Raw genomic sequence first — 23,118 nt, forward strand, 5'->3', positions numbered from 1 at the left:
AGCCAACTAGTCGCTATGAGAACAGTGGGCTGTTCTAGCCAGACAGCTATCGGAAAAGCCTGAGAAAGAATTTTAAGAAAGGAACTGCGAGAAACTCTTCACTCTTCACCTAATCCTCGGAAATGCCGATAAACAGAGGGGATTCGAGGGGTGAAGAGTTGTTTCTCACTCTTCACCCACTCTTCACCACTCTTCACCCGCCTGCCGCTTAGCTATATTTTCAGATTCTTACAAGCAGATAGGCCTGACCCTTCTTGGTATGCTTCATCTTGCAACCCAGAAGTTTGAGCGACTGGCCTATGCGAATCTTGGTACTCAGATTGCTTATCAGCATCGGAAATCTTTCGTGCAGAACCTCGAAAACATCCGAACAGATGAGCCATTCGCCCGTTTCATTATCTTCAGGAACACGGAAGCAACTCTTCAGCATCGATTCAAAATCATCTACCTTGAAGAAAGGAAGATTGCACTTCTGGATACGATCCACCTCGGCATTGGTAAACCAGTAAGGCGTCTTCTTATGGCAAAGCTCATACATAACTTGTGCATAGAGCTGGTCATAAATGATGGGTGAACCGTTGTCGATATATTCACCTGCCGGAATGTGCAGACAGACGAAGCGGCGGCTACCCGTAGGGTCGCAGAGCGGATGCTCATCATTGGTGGTTGCCAGGAAGGAAGCATAACGTGAACGGTCATCCTGACACTTGCCGAAGATAGGACGCCCGTTCACCTTCACCTTCGAAAGCATCTGCTTCAGCTTGCCCTGCTGCGATGGTCCCATATTCGCAAACTCATCTATGTTGACAAAGAGATTATGAGTGAGCGCCATCTCGGAGTCAAACTTATTGGCAAAGTTGATGTGGTCGAGGAAATACTGGCGCAGATGATCCGGCAGCAGGCGATAGGCAAAGGTACTCTTGCCGCAACCCTGCTTGCCGATAAGCACAGGAGTGGTTTCGTTGCCATGAAACATATCCATCTGCAACCAGTGGGCGACAGCTGAACGGAGCCAGGTGGCGCACCATCCCAACTGTTCACTTGTAAGCCCCGGAATCCTGCCAAAGAGTTCAGCCACATGATTCTTACCATCCCATTCCGGCAGGTTCTCGAGATATTCCCTGATAGGGTCAAACTCCGGAACCTCTTCAGAACGTACGAACTCCTCAATATCCTGTCGGGGCGACTTCTTACCTCCTACACCCAACCGCTTGGCGTGACGGACGATGGAATTGAAAGCCTCCGGAGTCAGCACCTTCCAGGTTGAGTCAGAAGATTCCTCCTCTTCCCCACCGATTTCCGGTTCCTCTTCTACGGGCTCCTCTGTTTCGTCCTCATTCTTTGAGAGAGTGAGATACTCGGTTTTACCACTTAGCACATTTCTACGGAAGAGATAATACTCATCGAGAAAACTCTCAACAAGAGAGAGTGCAGAAATTTCGTTTGTCATCTTATCTGATGACGATAAAGCTGTAACTTTGTTCATATATTAATTTTTTTAGTTAATAATATTCATTCTTTTAGCCCTTATATATAATAAGGTGAAGAGTGGTGAAGAGTGGGTGAAGAGTTGTCTCTGACTCTTCACCCCTCGAACCCCCTCTGTTTATGGGCATTTCCGGGCTTCAGGTGAAGAGTGAAGAGTTTCAGCTCATTCATGGCTCAGCATTTCGCCGCTCTTTCGTTTTCGATTGCAAAGTTAATACTTCCCTTCGCCGATTCCAAATTTTCCCCGCCACCTTCCCGCTACTTTTCTGAAATCAGGGAAGAAACAAGGGGGCTACGGGGAAAAATATGGGGAATTTCTCCAAAATCCTTGTCTTAATCTGGATAATTTGCTTCGAATTCGCTCATTTGTGTAGAAGATAATTTGCCTAAATAGTGACAACAATTAATACTTTGTAATTTGGGTGTATAAATAGAACTTTTAGCAAACGTGTTACACGAATTGAGACACCTTAGCCGTAATTTTGCAGCCGAAATAAAAAATAATTGTATTATGACATTAAAAAAATTACTAGACTCGCTTTCGTTTGACGAAATTGCACCATACCTTATAAGGCATTATACATGCGATTATGCGCCAGGAGTTTTTTTTGTGGATCTGCTTCCTAAAATATTTTGTCACAGACTTGACAATACTCTTGGTAAAGAAATAAGAATAGATGTGGCTTATTACGAATAAAGAAATGACTTCAAACAATATTGAAGAGTATAGAACGTTTTCCATATAAAAAGATTCAAAATATGACTGCATTGGAGAAATATATTTGGATAGTAAGAACACTCTATAACAAAGGAGATAGAGGGTTGTCGCTGAAAGAACTCAACGACAAGTGGATACATGACGAGAACATCAGCAATGGAGAGCCTTTGCCACGGCAAACCTTCGACCGGTGGAAAGGAAACATTCTGATGATACTCGGCGTGAACATTGAATGCCGGTTAAAAGGCGGTTACCGGTATTACATCTCCAATCCAGAATGTTTGAGTAAAGGTGGGCTGGTCCGTTGGCTACTGGATACATATTCTACAGCAAATACCTTGTCGCAAAGCACTCAGTTGAAAGACAGAATTCTTGTTGAAGAAATACCATCTAACCGTAACTACTTGACAGACATCATAGAGGCGATGAAGAGTAATAAAGTGGTAACGTTGACGTACAAGAGTTTTATACATGGCTCCTCTCATACGTTTTCTGTAGAACCTTACTGCCTAAAGATGTTCCAAAAAAGATGGTATTTATTGGCGAAGAATCTCGTTGATAACAATCTGCGTATCTATGGGCTTGACCGTTTGGAAAATTTTGAGGAAACCAAAGAGCATTTCACGATGCCCAAGAATTTTGATGCAAACACCTATTTTTCCTCATTCTATGGAATAGTAACAGACGAGACCATCCCATTGCAACGCATTGTGGTTCGGGCAAATAGGCAACATCAGCATTATCTTCGTTCTCTGCCATTGCATTCTACGCAGAAAGAGATATTCACCTGCAAGGACTACGCAGACTTCGAACTGACATTGCGACCTACCTATGATTTCATCATGGAACTGTTACATTTTGGAAATATGATAGAGGTATTGGAACCACAATCCCTACGACAGACCATGAAAGGTTGGGTAAGTGACTTGTGGGAGTTATATGAAAACGACTAACAAAATCTAGATTATGGAAAGATTTGATATTAACAAAGAGCTCAAAAACTTAGAAGGACTGTCTGTCAGAGCTAAATGCTCTGCATTGGATGACCTATGCTGTACACTAAGAGAAGCCATATCAGATATCAGTAATGCCAAAAATGAGATTTTGGAAGAATACGAGCGTTCTTGCCGAAAGAAAATCATCGATGAGATCAATTCGGAGATTAAAGCAAACTTCGATGGCAGAATACCCTACGTGGACAATTACGGATATAAAGTTAGCTACGATGGGATTCCCACGTATATCAACTTCTCATGTATAGAAGGAGAATGGTATATCTATTTTACTATATTGGAAGGTAGCCTGAAGCCTGTAAAAGAACTTGTCAAAAGAATGGGAGGTGATTCCGAATCCCTGGAGCTACGTGTTTCAGAAGAAGAACTTATTTGGAAATTCCGGTACGCTTTTTCCTATACGGATGAAGATACCCGTTTAGTCCAGGAAAACCTGGCCATCGAAGAAGAAGTTATCTTCAAGTTCGGTGACCAGGCTAATACTGTCAGTTCAGAAAACTGGAAAACAATACCATTAGAAACCATGGATTCAAGAACAGATTGGGTTGTAATTCTGACTGATGACGCAGAAGCTTATCTCAATGAAATAAATGCGATAGTTGCAAAAATGAAGCATCCCAAGACTTGCTTTGTGATAGATTTGCATCCATGTGCCAATTACAAGCATTTACAGAAACTATGGGACAATTATATCATGACAGACAAGGAATCTGTAGGAGTACTTCTTAATTTTATACATCATCACTTGGTGAATCCAAGTAGGATAACTTTCTTCATACAAGATTTCAGAGAATACAGCGTTCCATATCCACTTGTGAGAGCTGTCTCTACTGAAATCGGGAAGAAAGTCACAATTGATTCTAACGCAAAAGCTATATATTATGGTCTATGCTTCGAACTGAATTGTGAATTTGCAGATTCTTACATGAATACGTTTAATGAAAATTTAGACGAAATGGGTGAAGATATTGGTTTGCAGTGGTCTATCCAAAACTCTACAGACAATGTTGTAGAGGTTCTATACTTGTACGAACCAAAAGTTTAATTATAAAACATATTAATTATGAACAATTTAACAAAACAACTGGCTAACTTATATGAGCCAAAGTGGAATGAACTGAAACAACAGTTGGATGCTAAAGGCATCAAGGTACAAGCACCTTTTATGCTGGGTGTAGCATTGGAACATAACAACCAAGGAGGTTATGTTGACGAAAGTTGGTGGACTGATGCCGACTTGAAAGTCATGGTGTTCGGGCAGGAGCCTCTCAATTGGCCTATGCCAATATTGGATGATGGCTCCCAAGTACAGTCTGATGATTTCGTAGAACTATACCAACGTTTTTATTCTGACAACTATAAAGGGGAATATTTCCTTACAGATTCTGACAACCACTTGGCTAAGAATAAGTTCTTCAGCATGGGATTCAATGGTATCATGTCGGGTATCAAAGACTTCGTTCTCGGCGAACAGTATTCCGACAAGAAAGTAGCATACCTTTGGAACAACATTTCAAAGTTGTCTGTAGGTGGACGCAAGGGTGTTGATTCTGGCATTCATGATTTGGAGAAAGAATACTTCCATGTCATCCCTCAGGAGATAGAGATATTGAAGCCTGATGTTCTCATCTTCCTGACTGGTCCTGGCCAAAACACCTATTACAGCTACATCCAAGAGAACTTCAACGTAAAGGGTTCGCCAATTCCTTTGGCAGGAAATGATATTGACGCAGTGGCAAAACTTGACATTGAAGGCGTCAGCCTTGCTTACAAGACCTATCATCCTACAGCGACCAAGGATGGAGACAGAGGTATAAAAGACGCAGAAAAATGGCAATACTATCATGCCATCTTTGATGATATGAAGGAGCATCTCGATGATATTTTCAACAATAAATAGATGAATCATTCTAAGATTATATTTCTCGATTTTGATGGTGTTTTGAACACAGAACACCATCAAAGACAATTACTGTATGAAAGGAAAGCGTGGCAAGACAAATATGGAACTTGTTTTGACCCAGAAGCCGTGAAACAACTGCAAACCATAGTAGATATGACCCATGCGGACATCGTAATAGAATCCTCATGGAAATATCTCGGTTTGGAGGCAATGCAAGACATGTGGAAAGACAGACAATTGCCAGGAAAAGTAATAGGTATAACTCCGTCTGCTATCAGTGATAACATTTTGCTCTCGACAGACTTGGATGTGTTAGATTCTTCTATGCTTCATTGTAAAGGGGCGGAAATAGCTTCGTGGCTTCATGAGAATAATATGCAAGAGGTTCCGTATGTCATTATTGATGATGAGTATGTTATATTGGAATCTCAACTTCCTCATTTCATTTTAACCAATCCCTACGATGGTATTATAGAAGAATTGGCAATGAGAGCCATTGGTATTCTGAATCGGCAATAAAAAGCAAAATAATTTAATCTTAGTCTCGACGTGTCATAATTTGTGGGACACCATCGCCATATCTTTGCACTCAGTTAAACAATTAAAGTTTCAAAGATATGACTAATGATAAATCAAACAAAGAGTTGGATAAATCTACTTTGCGTATTCCTACATTCAATATGATACTTCGTCAGATTCTTGTTGTTAATGCTTACGGAGACAAAAGCCTTAGCGATGAAATTCTCCTCCAAGATGAACTGTTCTACAACACCGTCAGGCAGTTGAACTTTTCAAAGGATTCAAGCGAAGTAAGACAGCTGTTGTCCTATCTTCTCGAATTGACAGGAGAGCCTGATAGTTATCTGGTGGAGGAGATTCTGCTGGACTTTGTGATAGGAAAGGGATGCACGGAATGTTCGAAGACCATTTGTGAAGATGCTTTTGGCAAGCATCCTACGTTTGCCGACATGATGCGCCATCCTTGGTTTGAACACTTGATGAATCATCCTGCACAAACCGAACCCTACAATCCGCTTTCTCCATTTGTTCGCAATGACGCTTTCTATTGGCGCAATTTCCATTTTCCTCTGTTCTACCATCTTCAGGAAGGTAACAGTTTGGCTTTGGAAGTGTTGGAGCATCTTGCGGCTAAAGGCGACATTCCTTCCATGGAACGTGTGTCACTTTACTACTTCGATAAATGTCAATTTTCCAAGGCGTTTCTTTTATTTAAAGCTTTGCATGAGAAAATGCAGACAACCGAATGGTATGATTGGGCGATTAAGCAAGAAATCACTAACAAACTCGCTCATCTATATACCTATGGATTAGGTGTAGAGCAAAACCTCGACAAAGGGGCTCAATACTACAAAGAGCTTGAAAATGGTTACTGCTGGGGAAACAGAGCCCAATACCAGTTGGGAAGAATGGCAGAGAAAAGGCATAACTATATAGAAGCGATGTGGTACTATAGGAAAAATATTGATAGCCGCGAGTATGGCAAGTACAGCTTCTACAGGAGAGATAAGCCGAAAGACTTGTTTCCACTTCGATTGGAGATTGCTTTTAGACAGATGAAGAAGAAGCTCAACCCTATAGTTGACTGTCTGACACTTGCGACTTGCCAAAAATGTAACGACATGGTTCTTCAGTTGAAGGTCATGATGAATGCAATAGTCACAATTGAATGGGGTGATGGTGAAACTGAATCAGTAAAATGGAAAGTGGATGACTGGGGACAGGTAAGACATTCATATCAATCGCCAGGTTATTACTGTATTACAATAAAAACAGACGAGGAGAACGTATTGACGGGATTCCATATTGTTTCTCACAAGGCAATATGCTCAATAGATGTTTCCGGCTGTAAGGGATTGACGCATCTATTGTGTCCAAATCAAATGTTGAAACAAATGTCTTTAAGCAAGACTGAATATCTCTCTGTGCTTGATGTACATGGAAATAGGCTGCAAAGAATCAACCTCAGAAAGAATCCGTTGCTTACAATCGTTGATTGTTCTAACAATCCGTTGCAAAAGATAGAAGCAGTGAAGCATCCTCCATTCAGTTTAATATGCATAAGAAAAACAAGGCTGGGAACTAAAGCAAAAAGGAGATTTCATGAAATCGTTCGTTTGAATGCAGGTCGATTATTGAGTGAGGGCTTTGTTAACCAATTGACAGAGCCGCTTTTGCCTACGTTGCTGTTTTATATAAAGAACAGCACTTGGGAAGATGTCTTGGCATGCTTGCAACAGAAAAACGAAGATTCAAAGGTAAATAATAACTTCACGGTATTGCACAAAGTCTATGCCTTGCTTAAAGCATATCGTCACGTCACTCCGTGCCCATACAAAAATGGTTTTATGTGGGCGTCAGGAACATGGGTAGTTATTGCACATAAGTTTAAAACCAAAAGGACGGGGCAAATAGTAGAAAGTCAGGCTCTCGAAGAAGAGTTCTATTTGTATGAACGCCCTTGGAGTATGATTCTTGGAACACCAGTAAAAGCATGGGACAATCGCCTGCCTTTCATGATGCTTCCACAACATCCAAATGCCTACTATGCAGCCATGTGTTTATATAATATGGTGGACAATAACACTGAAATGAAGAAACATAAAATTCCTAAGATCACTTATGGAAAAGAAAGTTGCTAAAATCATCTTTTTTGACTTTGATGGTGTTCTGAATACAGAATACCATCAAAGACAATTACAGTTTGAAGGAAAAATATGGCAAGACAGGCACGGTGCAATGAGAGTCATCAACATATTGAATCAACAATAAAACTTTCAATGAATTTTAATTTAGTTCTAACCTGTCATAAATAATGGGGCACCATAGCCATACCTTTGCACCCAATAGCGTAATTAAATTTTCAAAGATATGGCAAATGATAAGTTAAACAAAGAGTTGGTTTCTCGTATGATGGACGATGCTGCATGGAAAGAACTCTCCAAAGACTTTCCATGGACAGAACAGTTGCTTGAGAAGTATATGAACTATGTGGACTGGAAAGAAATTTCAAGAAACTACAATGTAGTGTGGACCAAAAGCCTACTTGAAAAATTCAAGCACAGACTTGACTGGCACGAATTGACATCAAACAGTAGTACACTATTGTTTACAGAAGATAACATAGAGACATTTAAGGATTGTTGGGATTGGGAAGTGCTATCAGACAAGTCTTGTATCGATATGACCCACGAACTTTTAATCAAGTATGCTGACAGATGGAATTGGGCATACATAATAGATCGATATGGTGACGATTCTATTACCTACAATGAGGAATTTCTCGAAAGGTATGGTGAATATATCCCTGCCTCAGAGTTGGGCGGTTCAAAATTATGGGACTGTATTATAGAAAAACGAATAAAAGCACTGAAACAGGAAATACTGGCTTAAATTACTCTTTTATGGTACAGAACACTACTATTGTTAAATGATAGCATGCTGTGCATATGGTCTTAGTTGAAATACCTTTCATCTCTAAAGCTGTATGCATAGCTTTTGTCTTTACTATAATGCCACTTTTCCTGTAAAACCTAAATCAACAGTTACTACACCAAGAGCCTTGAATACTCTTCTCATAGTAGGTATAGTTATGCTGTAACATTTTGAAAGCTGATAAATTGCACATAAAGAACACACAATGGTTGAATTGGAGTAAAGCGAACATCAACTGAAAATAAAATCTAAAAAACAGATATGATTTTCATTAATCCATTTAATTGTTGTACCTTTGCCATCGAAAAGAGTTGTTTGACAAGCAAACTTGTGTATAATGCAGAAGTTGAAACTATTGCCAAATCATCACCTATATTGAGGTGAAAAGCTCAAAAATAGCTCATTTTAAGCTATTCGGCAAATTTTAGTGTATTTTTTCTTAAAAACAAACTGCAATGAATGAAGATAAAGATGAAATAGAATTCAGCTACGAAGTCTTCGACCGACAGCTCGACAACTTCTGCCGAATGCTCAGCATTCTGGTAGATGCATGGGAAGATTACAGTCCGCAGGAACTTACCTTCGATATCCGTTCGCTCTGCACCAAAGCCACCCGGCTCTGCTATATGGCAGAGAAAGATATGGTGCTGCAGCACAACGACATAGCCAAGCAGCGAAAGGAGCAGAACGAAACCCATGAAGTAAGCATCAGCATCATCGTAATGCAGAAGTTTACACCCCTGATGGCGCATATCATGGAAGACATGAAAAAGGGAAAACAGATAGAAGGAAAACGGATGAAAGTGGTGCCGCTGGATATGACCCGCATCCTGCCGAAACTCAACGAATTTTTTGAAACCGATGAACTGGGCAAAGGAAGTACTATCGATGTAAACGAAGTAACCAAACTCCAGAAAGAACTGTTACGCCAGGTAAAACCCACTCATATCCCCGGCGTAAAACCCGTAGAGCGCCTCTGGAATCTCTTCCAGCTATACAGCATGGCCTGTTATCTGATGCTCCACTTCCGCCAGCTGAGCCATTTCACCAACCTCGCCATGAGCGAAGAGCAGACCACCCGCCTCTTCGAAATGTCGCTACAGGAATATCAGGAAGAACCAAAGGGCATCAGCGACATAGACCGATACTTTACAACCCTGGAATATGATAACAACGGAAAGCAGCTCTCCGTCAGCCAATTGCTGGAAGTAAGAAAAACGCTAAAAGACGAGGTACCGGAAAATCTGCGCCTCGACTTTATGAAATATATAAGAGATACCCAACTGCTGGGCGCCCAGCTTGCCCACGTCAATTTTACAGCACAAGAATATCTCAAGCTGGTATCAGCCACCGTAAAATGGCACATCATCGAGCAGGAAATCTACGATTTGGAACATCCCGAAGGCATTCCGGAAACCCTTCCCAACGAGGTTTTCTACAAAGTAAAAGACGGCAAATACATCGACATGCAGAATCTGAAGGCTCAGATAGCCAATATGTTGAAATTTGTTACCCGCAAGAACCATTGGTTCTGCGTATGGTGTGTATTGAATCACAACTGCATGCTTCAGGACAACCAGAACTTCGAAGCCTTTGCCACCCAGATGATGACTCCCGAATGGTTTGGCGACATCGACGATTATCTCCATTTCTCAGGCGACAATCTCCGCGACTACCGCCGTTATTTCTCAGAGATAGATTATCCGCAATGGGAGGAAAAGAAGTTTAAGGAAATCAAGGACCTTTACAACATGACGAAATGGTCAGACAAGCTCCTCAGCAAGTTCCAGCATCTCTGCATCACAATGAATGGTGTATTTGATAAGAAAAGCCTCTGATTCAGGCTTGTTTTATGCATAAAACGTCATTTAAATACCTGATTTACAAAATAATATTAAAAGTTCACAAGTTTGTGGTCCACAACCTTGTGAACTCGATTTTTATCCAAATATTGCAGATACGGAATATAATGGATAATTGGCAAGCCAATCCTGCTCTCTATAAGGTGACATGGATAGGCGCATACCTTTCAATCCCTGATTGCGCTCTACAAACACCCTCAAACTCTTAGCCTGCAAAGGTCGTTGCTTGCTTTCCATTGATATAGGTATTTGATGGCATTTCTCTTCATAACTATCTGATTATTTGATATTTCTGAATGCAAAGATACATTTTTTATTTCAAAGAGTACAAAAAGTCGTCCTTAAAAGTGTATTTTGATAAAGTATATCAAACATATAACAAACAGAATGTTTTTTCCATAACCAATCTCTATATCGACCTTTACTACATCCCCACTTACTCTTCCATATCGAAAAAAATATAATTTTTATTCAATACAACGATTATATTGAATATTTTTATTACCTTTGCGATGTAGAAAAGGAAGAGCCGGCAGGCTCCTAACCACATACCGGTGAAGAGTGGTGAAGAGTGGGTGAAGAGTGAACAAAAACTCTTCACCACGCCAAATGCCTTGGTTATAGGCATTTACAAAGGAAAGGTGAAGAGTGAAGAGTTTCTGGCTCTTCGCCGTAATAAAAAATATAAGGAATAATGGACATTAAAGGTATTTATCATGCTGACGCCAATCGCTATAGCGATGCAGAAGCGCTCTACAAGAGATGCGGCAAGAGTGGTATCTTGCTGCCTAAAATAAGTTTGGGATTCTGGCATAACTTCGGAGAGGTAGATCCTTACGAAAGAAGTCGTGCCATCACTCACTATGCCTTCGACCATGGTATCACCCACTTCGACCTGGCTAACAACTATGGACCTCCATACGGAAGTGCAGAGGAAACGATGGGCAGACTGATGAAAGATGATTTCAAACCCTATCGCGATGAACTCTTTATATCAACCAAAGCTGGTTATGATATGTGGGAAGGTCCTTACGGCAACTGGGGTTCCCGTAAGTATCTGATGGCCAGTCTGAATCAGAGTCTCAAGAGAATGAATCTCGAGTATGTTGACCTCTTCTACAGCCACCGCTACGATCCGAATACACCGCTCGAAGAAACCCTTCAAGCCATGGTAGACATCGTGAAGCAAGGCAAGGCTCTTTATCTCGGCATCAGCCGCTGGCCACTGGAAGCCCTGAAGTTTGCTGACCAATATCTGAAGGAGCGCGACAGTCCGCTGCTCATTTTTCAGGACAGACTCAACATGCTCGACCATGCGCCACAAGAGAATGGAACCTTAGATTATTGCGCAGAAAACGGCATCGGTTTCATCTCGTTCTCACCTCTGGCACAGGGACTTCTCACCGACCGATATCTCAACGGAATACCAGCAGACAGCCGTATGGCAAAAGAGCATTTTCTGAAACACTCTGCTCTAACTCCAGAACTGCTGGAACAGCTCAAGAAATGGAACGCAGAAGCAGGAGAAAGAGACGAAACACTCGCCGAAATGGCACTTGCCTGGATATTGCAGCAGAAAGGTGTAACCAGCGTATTGGTAGGAGCCAGCTCTACCGCCCAGCTGGAAAAGAATATGAAGTGTGTGCATGCTAAGACATTAAATTCATAAAAAACTTGCATTTTATTTTGTTATGTGCCAAAATAAATGTAATTTTGCACCTTGAATAGGGTTACACCTTATTATATTTAAGAAAAGAAACATAATTATTAGATAAAACAATGGAATACAACTTCAGAGAAATCGAGAAGAAATGGCACCAGAAATGGGTCGAGAACAAGACCTACAAGGTGACTGAGGATGAAAACAAGAAGAAATTCTATGTGCTCAACATGTTCCCTTATCCATCAGGAGCAGGTTTGCACGTAGGTCACCCACTTGGTTATATCGCTAGCGATATCTATGCACGCTACAAGCGTTTGAACGGATTTAACGTACTGAACCCTATGGGTTACGATGCTTACGGATTGCCTGCAGAGCAGTATGCTATCCAGACAGGTCAGCACCCAGAGGTTACTACCGTAGCCAACATCAACCGCTATCGTGAGCAGCTCGACAAAATCGGCTTCTCTTTCGACTGGGACCGCGAGGTCCGCACCTGCGACCCTAAGTATTACCATTGGACTCAGTGGGCTTTCCAGAAGATGTTCAACTCATTCTTCTGCAACGGCTGCCAGAAGGCTCAGCCTATCGAAAAGCTCATCAAGCGCTTCGAGGAGAAGGGTTCTGCTGACTTGAACGTGGCTCAGAACGAGCAGATTGACTTCACTGCCGAGGAGTGGAACAGCTTCGACGATGTGAAGAAGCAGCAGATTCTGATGAACTACCGCATCGCTTACCTCGGTGAAACGATGGTAAACTGGTGCCCAGGCCTGGGTACTGTGCTTGCCAACGACGAGGTAGTAAACGGCGTAAGTGAGCGTGGCGGTTATCCTGTCATCCAGAAGAAGATGCAGCAGTGGTGCTTGAGAACATCTGCTTACTCTCAGCGTCTGCTCGACGGATTGGAGACCATCCAGTGGAGCGATAGTATCAAGGAAACCCAAAAGAACTGGATTGGCCGTTCTGAGGGTACAGAGGTAGTATTCTCTGTAAAGGACAGCGACGTGAAGTTCACCATCTTCACCACCCGTGCCGATACTATGTTTGGCGTAACCTTCATGGTTCTGGCTCCAGAGAGCGAATATGTTCAGCAGGTAACTACTGCCGAGCAGAAGGAAGAGGTGGAGAAATATCTCGACTACGTGAAGAAGCGTACCGAGTTGGACCGTATGGCTAACCACAGCGTAACCGGTGTATTCTCAGGAAGTTATGCCATCAATCCATTCACTGGCGAGGCAATTCCAGTATGGATTTCAGAATATGTATTGGCAGGATATGGTACAGGTGCCATCATGGCTGTACCTGCTCACGATAGCCGTGACTACGCCTTTGCCAAGCACTTCAACCTGCCTATCATTCCTCTTATCGAGGGTGCTGATGTTTCAGAGGAGAGCTTCGATGCCAAGGAAGGTATCGTAACCAACTCACCTGTAGCAGGCAAGAGCAGCATGGATGGCTTCTCTCTGAACGGACTCACCGTGAAGGAGGCTATCGCAGCTACCAAGAAGTTTGTTACCGAGAAGGGCATCGGCCGAGTAAAGGTAAACTATCGTCTACGCGACGCCATCTTCTCCCGTCAGCGCTACTGGGGCGAGCCATTCCCTGTATATTACAAGGACGGAATGCCACAGATGGTTCCAGAGGAGTGCCTGCCACTCGAATTGCCTGAGATTGAGACCTATAAGCCAACAGAAACTGGCGAGCCACCATTGGGTCGCGCTAAGAAGTGGGCTTGGGATGCCGAGAAGAAAATGGTGGTTGACAAGAGCCTCGTAGACAACAAGACCGTATTCCCACTGGAACTCAACACCATGCCAGGTTTCGCAGGTTCATCTGCTTACTACCTGCGCTACATGGATCCTCACAACGATGAGGCACTCGTAAGCAAGGAGGCTGATGAGTACTGGCAGAATGTAGACCTCTACGTAGGCGGTTGCGAGCATGCTACCGGTCACTTGATTTACTCCCGTTTCTGGAACAAGTTCCTGTTCGACCTCGGCGTAAGCTGCAAGGAAGAGCCATTCCAGAAGCTGGTGAACCAGGGCATGATTCAGGGCCGTTCTAACTTCGTTTACCGCATCAACAGCGATGACCACGACAAGGCTCCTGTATTCGTAAGTTTGAATCTGAAGAAGGATTACGACGTAACTCCTATCCACGTAGATGTAAACATCGTAAGCAACGATGTTTTGGATATCGAGGCATTCAAGGCTTGGCGCCCTGAGTATCAGAACGCTGAGTTCATCCTGGAGGATGGCAAGTACATCTGCGGATGGGCTATCGAGAAGATGAGTAAGAGTATGTTCAACGTGGTGAATCCAGATATGATTGTCGAGAAGTATGGTGCTGATACCCTGCGTCTCTACGAAATGTTCCTGGGTCCTGTAGAGGCAAGCAAGCCTTGGGATACCAATGGTATCGACGGTTGCCACCGCTTCCTGAAGAAGTTCTGGGGTCTGTTCTACGAGAACCGCACCGACAACTTCCTTCCTTCAGCCGACGAGGCAGCGAAGCCAGAGAGCCTGAAGAGCGTTCACAAGCTCATCAAGAAGGTAAGCGAGGATATCGAGAAGTTCTCTTACAACACTTCTATCTCAGCCTTCATGATTGCCGTGAACGAACTCGGTCAGCAGAAGTGCCGCAACAAGGAACTCCTGACAGATCTCGTCATCCTCATCGCTCCATTCGCTCCACACATCGCAGAAGAGTTGTGGGCAGCACTTGGCGAGCAGGGCAGCGTTTGCGATGCAGCATGGCCTAAGTATGATGAGCAGTATCTGAAGGAGAACGACATGCAGCTCACTATTTCCTTTAATGGTAAAGCTCGTTTCCAGATGACTTTCCCTGTGGATACTCCTAACGAGGAAATCCAGAAGCAGGTATTGGCAGACGAGAAGAGCCAGAAGTACTTGGAAGGATTCAACGTGTTGAAGGTGATCATCGTACCAAAGAAGATTGTCAACGTTGTGTTGAAAAAGTAATTTATAGATAATATACAGAAGGTCGTCTCATCTAAAAATGGGCGACCTTCTGTGCTTTAAAAATACGAGGAAAATATTATGCAAATAGCAATCAGTCAAACAATTAAGAATGAGTGCAAGGATTATTTCTACATTACTCTTGGACTCTTGCTTTACACATTTGGATGGACCATTTTTCTGCTTCCATACCAGATAGTAACGGGTGGCGTAACGGGTATCGCAGCCGTGATTTACTACGGCACGGGGATACCTATCTATTTGTCTTATTTTCTCATCAATGCCGCCTTGCTGCTTGCCGCGCTGAAGATTCTGGGATTCAAATTCATGGTGAAGACCATCTATGCCATCATCATGCTCTCCCTATTCCTGGCTCTGGCGCAAGACTGGATGATAGGTGAAGATGGCAAGATGGTGCAGATATTGGGAGAGGGACAGGACTTCATGTCGCTCATCATCGGCTGTCTGTTTACGGGTTTATCACTCGCCATCGTCTTTCTGCATAATGGAAGTACAGGTGGAACGGATATCATTGCTGCCATCGTCAACAAATATCACAACATCTCGCTGGGCCGTGTGCTTATCTTCGTGGATCTCCTTATCGTGGGCAGTTCATTCTTCGTCTTCAATGCAAAACCAGAGTTTACCACGATAGACGCTGTTAGAAAGGTAGTATTCGGTCTCTGTACGATGGTGATAGAAAACCTGGTACTCGACTATGTGATGAATGCCAAGCGAGAAAGTGTGCAGTTTATGATATTCAGCAAGAAATATCAGGAGATAGCCAATGCCATCGGTATGCAGATGGATCATGGCGTAACCATTCTCGATGGCCATGGCTGGTACACGGGCAACGAGATGAAGGTGCTCTGTATCCTAGCAAAGAAGAACGAGAGCGTCACCATCTTCCGTATCGTCAAGATCATCGACCCAAATGCCTTTGTAAGTCAGAGTTCCGTAATCGGTGTGTATGGCGAGGGATTTGATGAGATGAAGGTGAAAATCAAAGATAAAGACATTAAAACAATTAAAAGTTAAAAGTTTATAGCGGCTTCGCCGTATAGCAAGAAGCACTATTGCAAGAATGCCCTATAAACTATTAACTATAAATTATAAACTTATGAAAAGGATAGTTTTTGCAACAAATAACCAGCATAAACTCCAGGAGATTCGCGACATCCTGGGCAGCGACTACGAGGTTGTATCGCTGAAGGAGATAGGATGCGATGTGGATATTCCTGAAACAGGCAACACATTGGAAGAGAATGCCTTGCAGAAGGCGCAGTATGTTTATGACCATTACCACGTAAGTTGCTTTGCCGATGATACCGGTCTGGAGGTAGAGGCACTTGATGGTGCCCCTGGCGTTCATAGTGCCCGCTATGCCGAGGGTACCGACCACGACAGTGAGGCTAACATGGCTAAGCTGTTGAGAGAACTGGATGGTAAGGAAAACCGCCAGGCCCGCTTCCGCACCGTTATCTGCTACATCGAGAAGCAGGATGTATGTCCTTGCGGCTGCACCAGCATCAAGAAAATTCACCAGTTCGAAGGTATCGTAAACGGCCATATCGCCACCGAGAAGCATGGTACCGAAGGCTTCGGCTACGACCCAATCTTCGTTCCGGAAGGATATGACCAGAGTTTTGCTGAGCTGGGTGAGGAAATCAAGAACGGCATCAGCCACAGAGCCAGAGCCGTGGCTAAATTGGCAGAGTATTTGAAAAAGAAATAATATTCATTCTTGTTCAATACAGAATAGAATAACATTATAACAAAGAAAAGGCATCATGATCAGGACACTCAATTCCCTGCGATTCATTCTTATCCTAATGATTGTGATTTCGCATTCCACCCTACCCATATCCCAAGATTTAATCAATTACTTGGGCGAGTTTCCTGTTGCCATTTTCTTTGTTATCAGTGGTTTTGTACTCTCTTTAAGCAAAGGAGAAAAACTACAGAAAGAAGTATTGGGAAACAGAAATTTTTTCCTTTCCCGTATCATCAAACTCTATCCTCTTCATATTCTGATTCTCGCCATTCTCATATTAATGGATTGGCGATTAGGGCGTATATTACCATGGTATCAGATTCTATCCCATTCGCTGTTGATACAAACCTGGTATCCGGCACATGACTTTATGGCTCATCTCAATGCAGCTACATGGTTTATTTCTGATCTTATCTTCTTCTATCTTATATTTAAGTATTTATACGCTTGGATTATGCGACATTTCTGGTTATACTTATTAGCAACAATAAGTATATATATGGCAGTTTATATCAGTATCTCGCTCTGTGCACAAGCAGATTATTCAGCCGGCTACATTTATGCCCACCCATTATTCAGAATGATAGATTTCATAATAGGTATCCTTTTATATAAAGTATGCAGATCAGAAAAAGGTAAAAAAATAGCAGATAAGATAACAAACTCAACTTCTTTCTGGCAAGTAAACCTATCGGATATGGGAGTGGTATTGCTGTTTATCGCAATGTATTTCCTATCAATCCATTGCAATCCGAACATTCGCTGTGCCATTATTTATTGGATACCATCAGCCATAACCGTGTTCTATTTTACAGCAAGAGATCAAGGTAAAGGTTGTTTTATTAGGATATTCCATAATAAACTCTTGCTATGGCTAGGCAGCATCAGTTTTGAAATATTTCTCTGTCATAATCTCTGCTTTCGCATCATACAGAGTATATTTCTTAAACGATATGGAGAAGGAAATCCACATCAAGAATTCCAATTCATCCTATCCCTCGCTTTTATTATCCTCACAGCATGGATAGCAAAGAAAGCTATCGTTTTACCCATCCAGCATCAACTTCAAAAATATCTATAAGTATCTGTTTATAAAAACAATAAATAATTATATTTGCAGTTAATATAGTATTAGGCTTTAAAATAACAGACAATGAAGACAATAACATTATTAATTACAATACTATTCATGGTACTTCCCTTATCGGCCACAGATAAGGAAAGTTGGGAAATATACACCAGTTATAATGATATAACAGAAATCGAGCCAGCAGGAAACCTAGTGTTTGCCTTAGCATCTAACGGACTTTTTTCTTATCATATAAAAAATGGTTCAGTTACTACATACGATAAAGCAAACACTCTTTCCGACTTTGATATTAATCATATAGCTTGGAATAAGACTACCAAAAAATTGGTAATTACATATACCAATGGCAATATTGACCTGTTGGATGCCAATGGAAATGTAGTTAATGTGCCTGATTTGTATCTGAAAAGTATGACAGATAATAAACAGATAAACCATATAAATATAAGTGGGGCAAATGTTTATTTATCTCTCTCTTTTGGAATTATTAAACTAGATACAAAAGAAGGAAAAATACTCGATACATACAAGTTGGGCTTTAATGTTAACTATAGTTATATAGAAGACAACTGTCTTTATGCAGCTTCGAAAGAAGCTGGCTTATATAAAGGAGTTTTAAAGAATAACTTGTTAGATAACAATAATTGGGAAAAAGCCGGTAATTTCAAAGAACAAACAATAAATTCTACTAACGTCTATGATACAACTAATAAATATTGGTGGACGGTAAAAGAAGGCAAATTGACATACTATACCTTAAATACTGATAAGGAAAAAATATATCAAACGGAAGGTATTATTCCTGATGGTCCTGCATCTAATAAATTCTACCGTTTATACATTAATAAAAATAAATTATATGCAGTAGCGGGTGCTTGGTCACAAGAAAAAGACTGTAATAACATGGGAGAAGTGCATGTTTGGAATGGAGAAAAATGGGAAGAATTTGAGCAACCTTCAGATGCTTCATTAGGCCATCTGTACAGAGACCTGCTCTATCTTGACTTTGACCCATCAAAAGAAGGACATATCATGGTAGGTTCAAAGGCTGGATTATATGAATTTCAAGATGGAAAATTCATAAAGTGTTACAATAAAGACAATACAAGCGTTATTACATCACCGTTGGGTAATAATTATACTATTATTTCATCCGTAAAATATGATGCAAGAGGAAAATTATGGCTTTTAAATAGCTTAGGAGATAATTCTATTCTATCGTTTGACCAAACTACACAAGAATGGAAACACTATCCTCATTCGGAAATAGGTTCTAATGACAGATATAATCTAACAGGATTAATTATCGGCAAGAATAATGGGAATATATGGTTTGTAAACAATTATTATGAAAAGAATAGACTATATAAATATAACTATAATACAGATGAATTAACAATGTATGGACCTACATTTACCAATGAGGATGGAAGAGACATTACTCCAATTTACGTACATTGTTTGGCAGAAGACAGAAATGGTAATATTTGGATAGGAACAACATCTGGTCCTCTTTATCTTTCAATGTCAGACATCAAAAATGGTAACAATATATTTACACAACATAAAGTACCTCGTAATGATAATACTAATTATGCAGACTATCTATTAGATAATAGTAATATACGTTGTATAGCAGTAGACGGAGCAAACCAGAAATGGTTCGGTACCGATAATGGAGTATATTTGGTTAGTGATGATTGCAATACACAAATTTATCATTTTGATACAGATAATTCTCCATTAATATCGAATATCGTATATAGTATTGCTGTCAATAACAATACAGGAAAGGTATATTTTGCTACAGATAAAGGACTGTGCTCTTTCAATAATGGAATTGTCGGTTCTAACTCTGAAATGACCAAAGATAATGTCTATGCATATCCAAACCCGGTGAAACCAGATTATACAGGCAAAATAAACATCGTTGGATTATCTTTCAATGCTAATATTAAAATTGTATCAACAAATGGAACTTTAATAAACGAAGGCAGAAGTGCAGGAGGCAGTTATTCCTGGGATGGTTGTGACCTAAACGGCAAGAAAGTAGCCAGCGGTATCTACATGGTAGAAACTGCGACAGAGAGTGGTGAAAAGGGAATTGTTTGTAAAATAGCTATTATTAGATAAAAGACTATCAATGACAGAAAATAATATATTATCACGTCAAAATACTTTATGGATGCAAGGTGTATCAGCATTATTAATCATGCTGATGCACTTTGTTATGCAGTTAGAGAACTATCTTCGCTTTTTTAATATTTTTGATAGCGTTGCTGTTGCTGTTTTCCTATTTATTTCAGGATTTGGAATTAATGAAAGCCATAAAATAAATGGCATCAATAACTTTTGGAAAAAGAGATTTCTTCGTGTAATCATCCCATGCTGGACTATCTTTTTATTTCAACTACCATTCGTTGAACATTTTAATTCAGTACAACTTCTAAAGAATTTGACTTTTTACGCTTCAGATCTCTGGTTCGTCGATTATATCATACGATGGTATCTTGTATATTGGATAAGCAGAAGATTTTTTACGAAAAATACGAAATACATTCTTTTTGTTTTTGGAATATATAATGTATTCCAGCAACAACTATATAGTGAACAAGCTTTCTCCTTTTTCTGTGGATACTTAGCATCAGAATATGTTGGGAAGCTGAACAAACTAAACAAAAAGCATGTATTGAAGTATACTTTCCTAAGCGTAATATACGGAATTATATTCCTGTTAATCAAAGAAATACCAACTATTCAGCAAATAAAGGGATCGATACTGTTTAATGTTATACTGCTTAACATTAAACTGCCGTTAGCTATGTCTATCATAGCCGCACCTTTCCTTTTTCCACTATTAAAAAAAATTGGTATATTCAATAAATTAGGTAAAATCAGTTACGAATTATATATAGTTCATTACAACTTCATGCCAGCCATCACTGGTATTATATCCATATTCATCTATTCTGCATATTCAATTATCATAAGTGTTATTTTCAGAAGAATCAATCAGCTTCTAAGTAAAAAAAGCTATTTCATTTATAGCTTAACAGGCATTCTCTATATAGGGATATGCTATACACTCATGTGCAAATATAGTATGAGAGTTACAGAACACTATGGATACATCTGTATTGGATACGCTTTAGTTTTGGCTTTAGGTCTACTCTTCTTTGCAACAAAAGAAGAAGAAGAGAAAAAAATAAACAAATATTTACCCTATCTGTTTGCTGCAACAACTACAGTTCTTGTAATAGGACTATTGATAGTACAATACCATTTTGACCCTTTGACCAACAAAGTTGATCGATGGTCAGCCTTAGCTTATCCTATCCAAAATCTTTTCAATGGACAATTTCCGTATTCTGCCAAAACACATCTAGGCGGAAATGCATCACCATTTCCTATATGGCTGGTATTCCATATACCATTCTATCTATTACAGAACGTAGGATTATCAGAAATATTCACTTGCATGATATTTATCTACAGTATTAAGTTATTATCAGGTTACAAAGCAGCCATCAAGGCTACACTTTTATTGTTCCTTTCTATTAACCTTTGGTATGAAGTAGCTGTAAGAAGCGATCTCATATCAAACTTCTTTCTGCTAGCAGCTTTTATCAATATACTGCAAGTCTATCAAATTAATTTCAAACAGCACCCATGGATTCTGTCTGTGTGTGTAGGTTTATGGTTATCTACCAGACTGAGCGTAGCATTTCCTCTGTTCATTCTATTTTTTCCATACTATATAAAATTAAAAGTAAAGAAGCAGATTCTTATCCCACTTCTTATTGTGGGAGTATTTGCAATGACATTTCTACCATTAATATTATGGGATGCCAAGGAGTTATTTGGAGCTGAAAATAATCCTTTTTCCTTACAGTTTAGACAAGGTAGCCCTATTGCAACAATATTCCTTGTTACAATAACTCTTACCATGTCACTAACCTGGAAAGGTAGTTACCAATTTCAGGTTCTATATTCTGTTATAATACTACTGCTCATCCCAATAATCTCCTATGGATATTCTATGTATATTTATGGGAATTGGACAGATATATTTAATTCAAACTACGACATAACCTATATAGATGCAGCCATTCCATTTGCAATAACAATTCTATCTCTTCCTAAACTTAAAGGCTGACGTAATAGCCTAGTTTATAGAGTTTAAATATGAAAAGAGAAGGCATATTGCTACAAAGATTCATAAGCTCCCAACCTTTACAGAGAGCATGAAACTTTCGGAAAGCGCCCAGAAGATGAAACTTTCTCAAGATATTTCTTGCATGCAATAATGGAGAGTAATCATTCAACTCTCCTTCAAATGCATGCAAAGTACGTAATGCTTCTTCTATTTTTCGAAGATAAACCAGATTTTCCTCAAACTCAGTATAGGCAACAGGATTATCAATATGGGTTACTTTTATCTTCTTTTCACTTAATGCCTTTCCCAGCAAAACATCCTCATAACCATACCCCTTAACCTGTTCATTATAAGGAACTTGTTCCAATACAGACTTATGATAAAAGAAATTGGTTGTACGAAAGGATTTATAAGGTTCAGACTTTCTCACTATATATGAATGTTTAGATTCTTCATGCTTTTCGTATCTAAAACGCAAATTCTCACGACATAATTGAACAGTAAGAGAACCACCATCCACACAAACTCCTCCACAGGCAACTTCTCCAACCCGAACACCACAACTAAGATAACGTATCAAAAAATCATTATTCACTAATATCAACCTAGCATCTATCATTAAATGCCACTCATACTTTGCCTGTCTAACTAATGAATTTCGCATCGCAGCACGACAATCATGATGTTCTGAACATATATAACGACAATTTGGCAAAAGAGTCAATGAATAATTATTTTCAATAGTTTTTTTGTTAGTACTACCATCATCAAAAACAATAATTTCATAACACAAACCAGAAACAGCTTGTGCTTGTTTATGAAGAGATTTTACCAGCGAAGTGGCTTCATCATTATAAACAGGAATAAGTATAGACAGCTCTTGTATAATCATACTATTTAAACGAAAATAATCCTGTTTTATTGCTAATAGCAAGGAGTATATGATAAGAATTATTAAATATAACAAGTATTTTTGGTAGATAAATTGAAATATCGTATTTTTGTGAATAAATAAATCTCATT

At 40.2% G+C, this 23,118-nt stretch carries 19 protein-coding genes; 16 read left to right on the forward strand and 3 right to left on the reverse strand.

Annotation, left to right across the window (positions count from 1 at the left end; translation table 11 throughout):
• Nucleotides 1–220: 220 nt before the first annotated feature.
• Nucleotides 221–1,486 carry a VapE domain-containing protein gene (locus tag DWV53_RS05705; protein ID WP_118152253.1) on the reverse strand — a complete coding sequence of 422 codons (1,266 nt, stop codon included), beginning with the start codon at nucleotides 1,484–1,486 and terminating at the stop codon, nucleotides 221–223.
• A gap of 761 nt (nucleotides 1,487–2,247) precedes the next feature.
• Between DWV53_RS05705 and DWV53_RS05715 the strand changes: the two genes are divergently transcribed.
• The 8 genes from DWV53_RS05715 (at nucleotide 2,248) to DWV53_RS05750 (ending at nucleotide 10,413) form a co-directional block, all read left to right on the forward strand.
• Nucleotides 2,248–3,159 carry a helix-turn-helix transcriptional regulator gene (locus DWV53_RS05715; RefSeq protein WP_118152329.1) on the forward strand — a complete coding sequence of 304 codons (912 nt, stop codon included), beginning with the start codon at nucleotides 2,248–2,250 and terminating at the stop codon, nucleotides 3,157–3,159.
• A gap of 13 nt (nucleotides 3,160–3,172) precedes the next feature.
• Complete coding sequence (locus DWV53_RS05720) at nucleotides 3,173–4,264, forward strand: hypothetical protein (protein ID WP_118152257.1); 1,092 nt, start codon at nucleotides 3,173–3,175, stop codon at nucleotides 4,262–4,264.
• A gap of 18 nt (nucleotides 4,265–4,282) precedes the next feature.
• Complete coding sequence (locus tag DWV53_RS05725) at nucleotides 4,283–5,119, forward strand: hypothetical protein (RefSeq protein WP_118152259.1); 837 nt, start codon at nucleotides 4,283–4,285, stop codon at nucleotides 5,117–5,119.
• The gene (locus DWV53_RS05730; RefSeq protein ID WP_118152261.1) at nucleotides 5,120–5,641 is read left to right on the forward strand and encodes an HAD domain-containing protein; all 522 of its coding nucleotides are present in this window, start codon (nucleotides 5,120–5,122) and stop codon (nucleotides 5,639–5,641) included.
• Nucleotides 5,642–5,739: 98 nt separating this feature from the next.
• Nucleotides 5,740–7,782, forward strand: coding sequence for a sel1 repeat family protein (locus tag DWV53_RS05735; protein ID WP_118152263.1), 2,043 nt, complete (start codon nucleotides 5,740–5,742; stop codon nucleotides 7,780–7,782).
• Nucleotides 7,763–7,912 carry a hypothetical protein gene (locus tag DWV53_RS15680; protein ID WP_181992420.1) on the forward strand — a complete coding sequence of 50 codons (150 nt, stop codon included), beginning with the start codon at nucleotides 7,763–7,765 and terminating at the stop codon, nucleotides 7,910–7,912. The genes DWV53_RS05735 and DWV53_RS15680 overlap by 20 nt, the downstream gene beginning before the upstream one ends.
• A 99-nt stretch (nucleotides 7,913–8,011) precedes the next feature.
• Nucleotides 8,012–8,533: a hypothetical protein gene (locus DWV53_RS05740; RefSeq protein WP_118152265.1), complete on the forward strand. Its 522-nt coding sequence runs from the start codon at nucleotides 8,012–8,014 to the stop codon at nucleotides 8,531–8,533.
• Nucleotides 8,534–9,030: 497 nt separating this feature from the next.
• Nucleotides 9,031–10,413: a hypothetical protein gene (locus tag DWV53_RS05750; RefSeq protein WP_118152267.1), complete on the forward strand. Its 1,383-nt coding sequence runs from the start codon at nucleotides 9,031–9,033 to the stop codon at nucleotides 10,411–10,413.
• A 102-nt stretch (nucleotides 10,414–10,515) separates the two neighbouring features.
• On the opposite strand, the gene DWV53_RS05755 is transcribed toward DWV53_RS05750, so the two are convergent.
• Nucleotides 10,516–10,674, reverse strand: a complete 159-nt coding sequence (locus tag DWV53_RS05755; protein WP_181992421.1) for a hypothetical protein — start codon at nucleotides 10,672–10,674, stop codon at nucleotides 10,516–10,518.
• A 317-nt stretch (nucleotides 10,675–10,991) separates the two neighbouring features.
• Here DWV53_RS05755 and DWV53_RS15685 point away from each other — a divergent pair, with 317 nt between their 5' ends.
• From DWV53_RS15685 to DWV53_RS05790, 8 genes are all read left to right on the forward strand, one after another.
• A complete protein-coding gene (locus DWV53_RS15685) occupies nucleotides 10,992–11,132 on the forward strand; it encodes a hypothetical protein (protein ID WP_181992422.1) in 141 nt (46 codons plus the stop codon).
• Complete coding sequence (locus tag DWV53_RS05760; protein WP_118152269.1) at nucleotides 11,132–12,106, forward strand: aldo/keto reductase; 975 nt, start codon at nucleotides 11,132–11,134, stop codon at nucleotides 12,104–12,106. The genes DWV53_RS15685 and DWV53_RS05760 overlap by 1 nt, the downstream gene beginning before the upstream one ends.
• Nucleotides 12,107–12,216: 110 nt before the next feature.
• On the forward strand, nucleotides 12,217–15,078 hold the full coding sequence (gene leuS, locus DWV53_RS05765; RefSeq protein WP_118152271.1) for a leucine--tRNA ligase: 2,862 nt from the start codon (nucleotides 12,217–12,219) through the stop codon (nucleotides 15,076–15,078).
• Between the two features lie 78 nt (nucleotides 15,079–15,156).
• Complete coding sequence (locus DWV53_RS05770; RefSeq protein ID WP_006848224.1) at nucleotides 15,157–16,113, forward strand: YitT family protein; 957 nt, start codon at nucleotides 15,157–15,159, stop codon at nucleotides 16,111–16,113.
• A gap of 82 nt (nucleotides 16,114–16,195) precedes the next feature.
• Nucleotides 16,196–16,810, forward strand: a complete 615-nt coding sequence (locus tag DWV53_RS05775) for a non-canonical purine NTP diphosphatase (protein WP_118152273.1) — start codon at nucleotides 16,196–16,198, stop codon at nucleotides 16,808–16,810.
• 55 nt (nucleotides 16,811–16,865) lie between these two features.
• Nucleotides 16,866–17,930: an acyltransferase family protein gene (locus DWV53_RS05780; protein WP_118152274.1), complete on the forward strand. Its 1,065-nt coding sequence runs from the start codon at nucleotides 16,866–16,868 to the stop codon at nucleotides 17,928–17,930.
• Between the two features lie 72 nt (nucleotides 17,931–18,002).
• Entirely contained in the window at nucleotides 18,003–20,072 is a 2,070-nt protein-coding gene (locus tag DWV53_RS05785; protein WP_118152276.1) for a two-component regulator propeller domain-containing protein, read from the forward strand.
• A 10-nt stretch (nucleotides 20,073–20,082) separates the two neighbouring features.
• Nucleotides 20,083–22,095, forward strand: a complete 2,013-nt coding sequence (locus DWV53_RS05790; RefSeq protein WP_118152278.1) for an acyltransferase family protein — start codon at nucleotides 20,083–20,085, stop codon at nucleotides 22,093–22,095.
• Here the strand turns inward: DWV53_RS05790 and DWV53_RS05795 are convergent.
• Nucleotides 22,085–22,987 (reverse strand): glycosyltransferase family 2 protein, encoded by a 903-nt coding sequence (locus tag DWV53_RS05795; protein WP_118152280.1) that lies wholly within the window; start codon nucleotides 22,985–22,987, stop codon nucleotides 22,085–22,087. The genes DWV53_RS05790 and DWV53_RS05795 overlap by 11 nt on opposite strands.
• Between the last annotated feature and the right edge of the window lie 131 nt (nucleotides 22,988–23,118).

The organism is Segatella copri, assembly GCF_003465495.1.
Classification (GTDB): domain Bacteria; phylum Bacteroidota; class Bacteroidia; order Bacteroidales; family Bacteroidaceae; genus Prevotella; species Prevotella copri_G.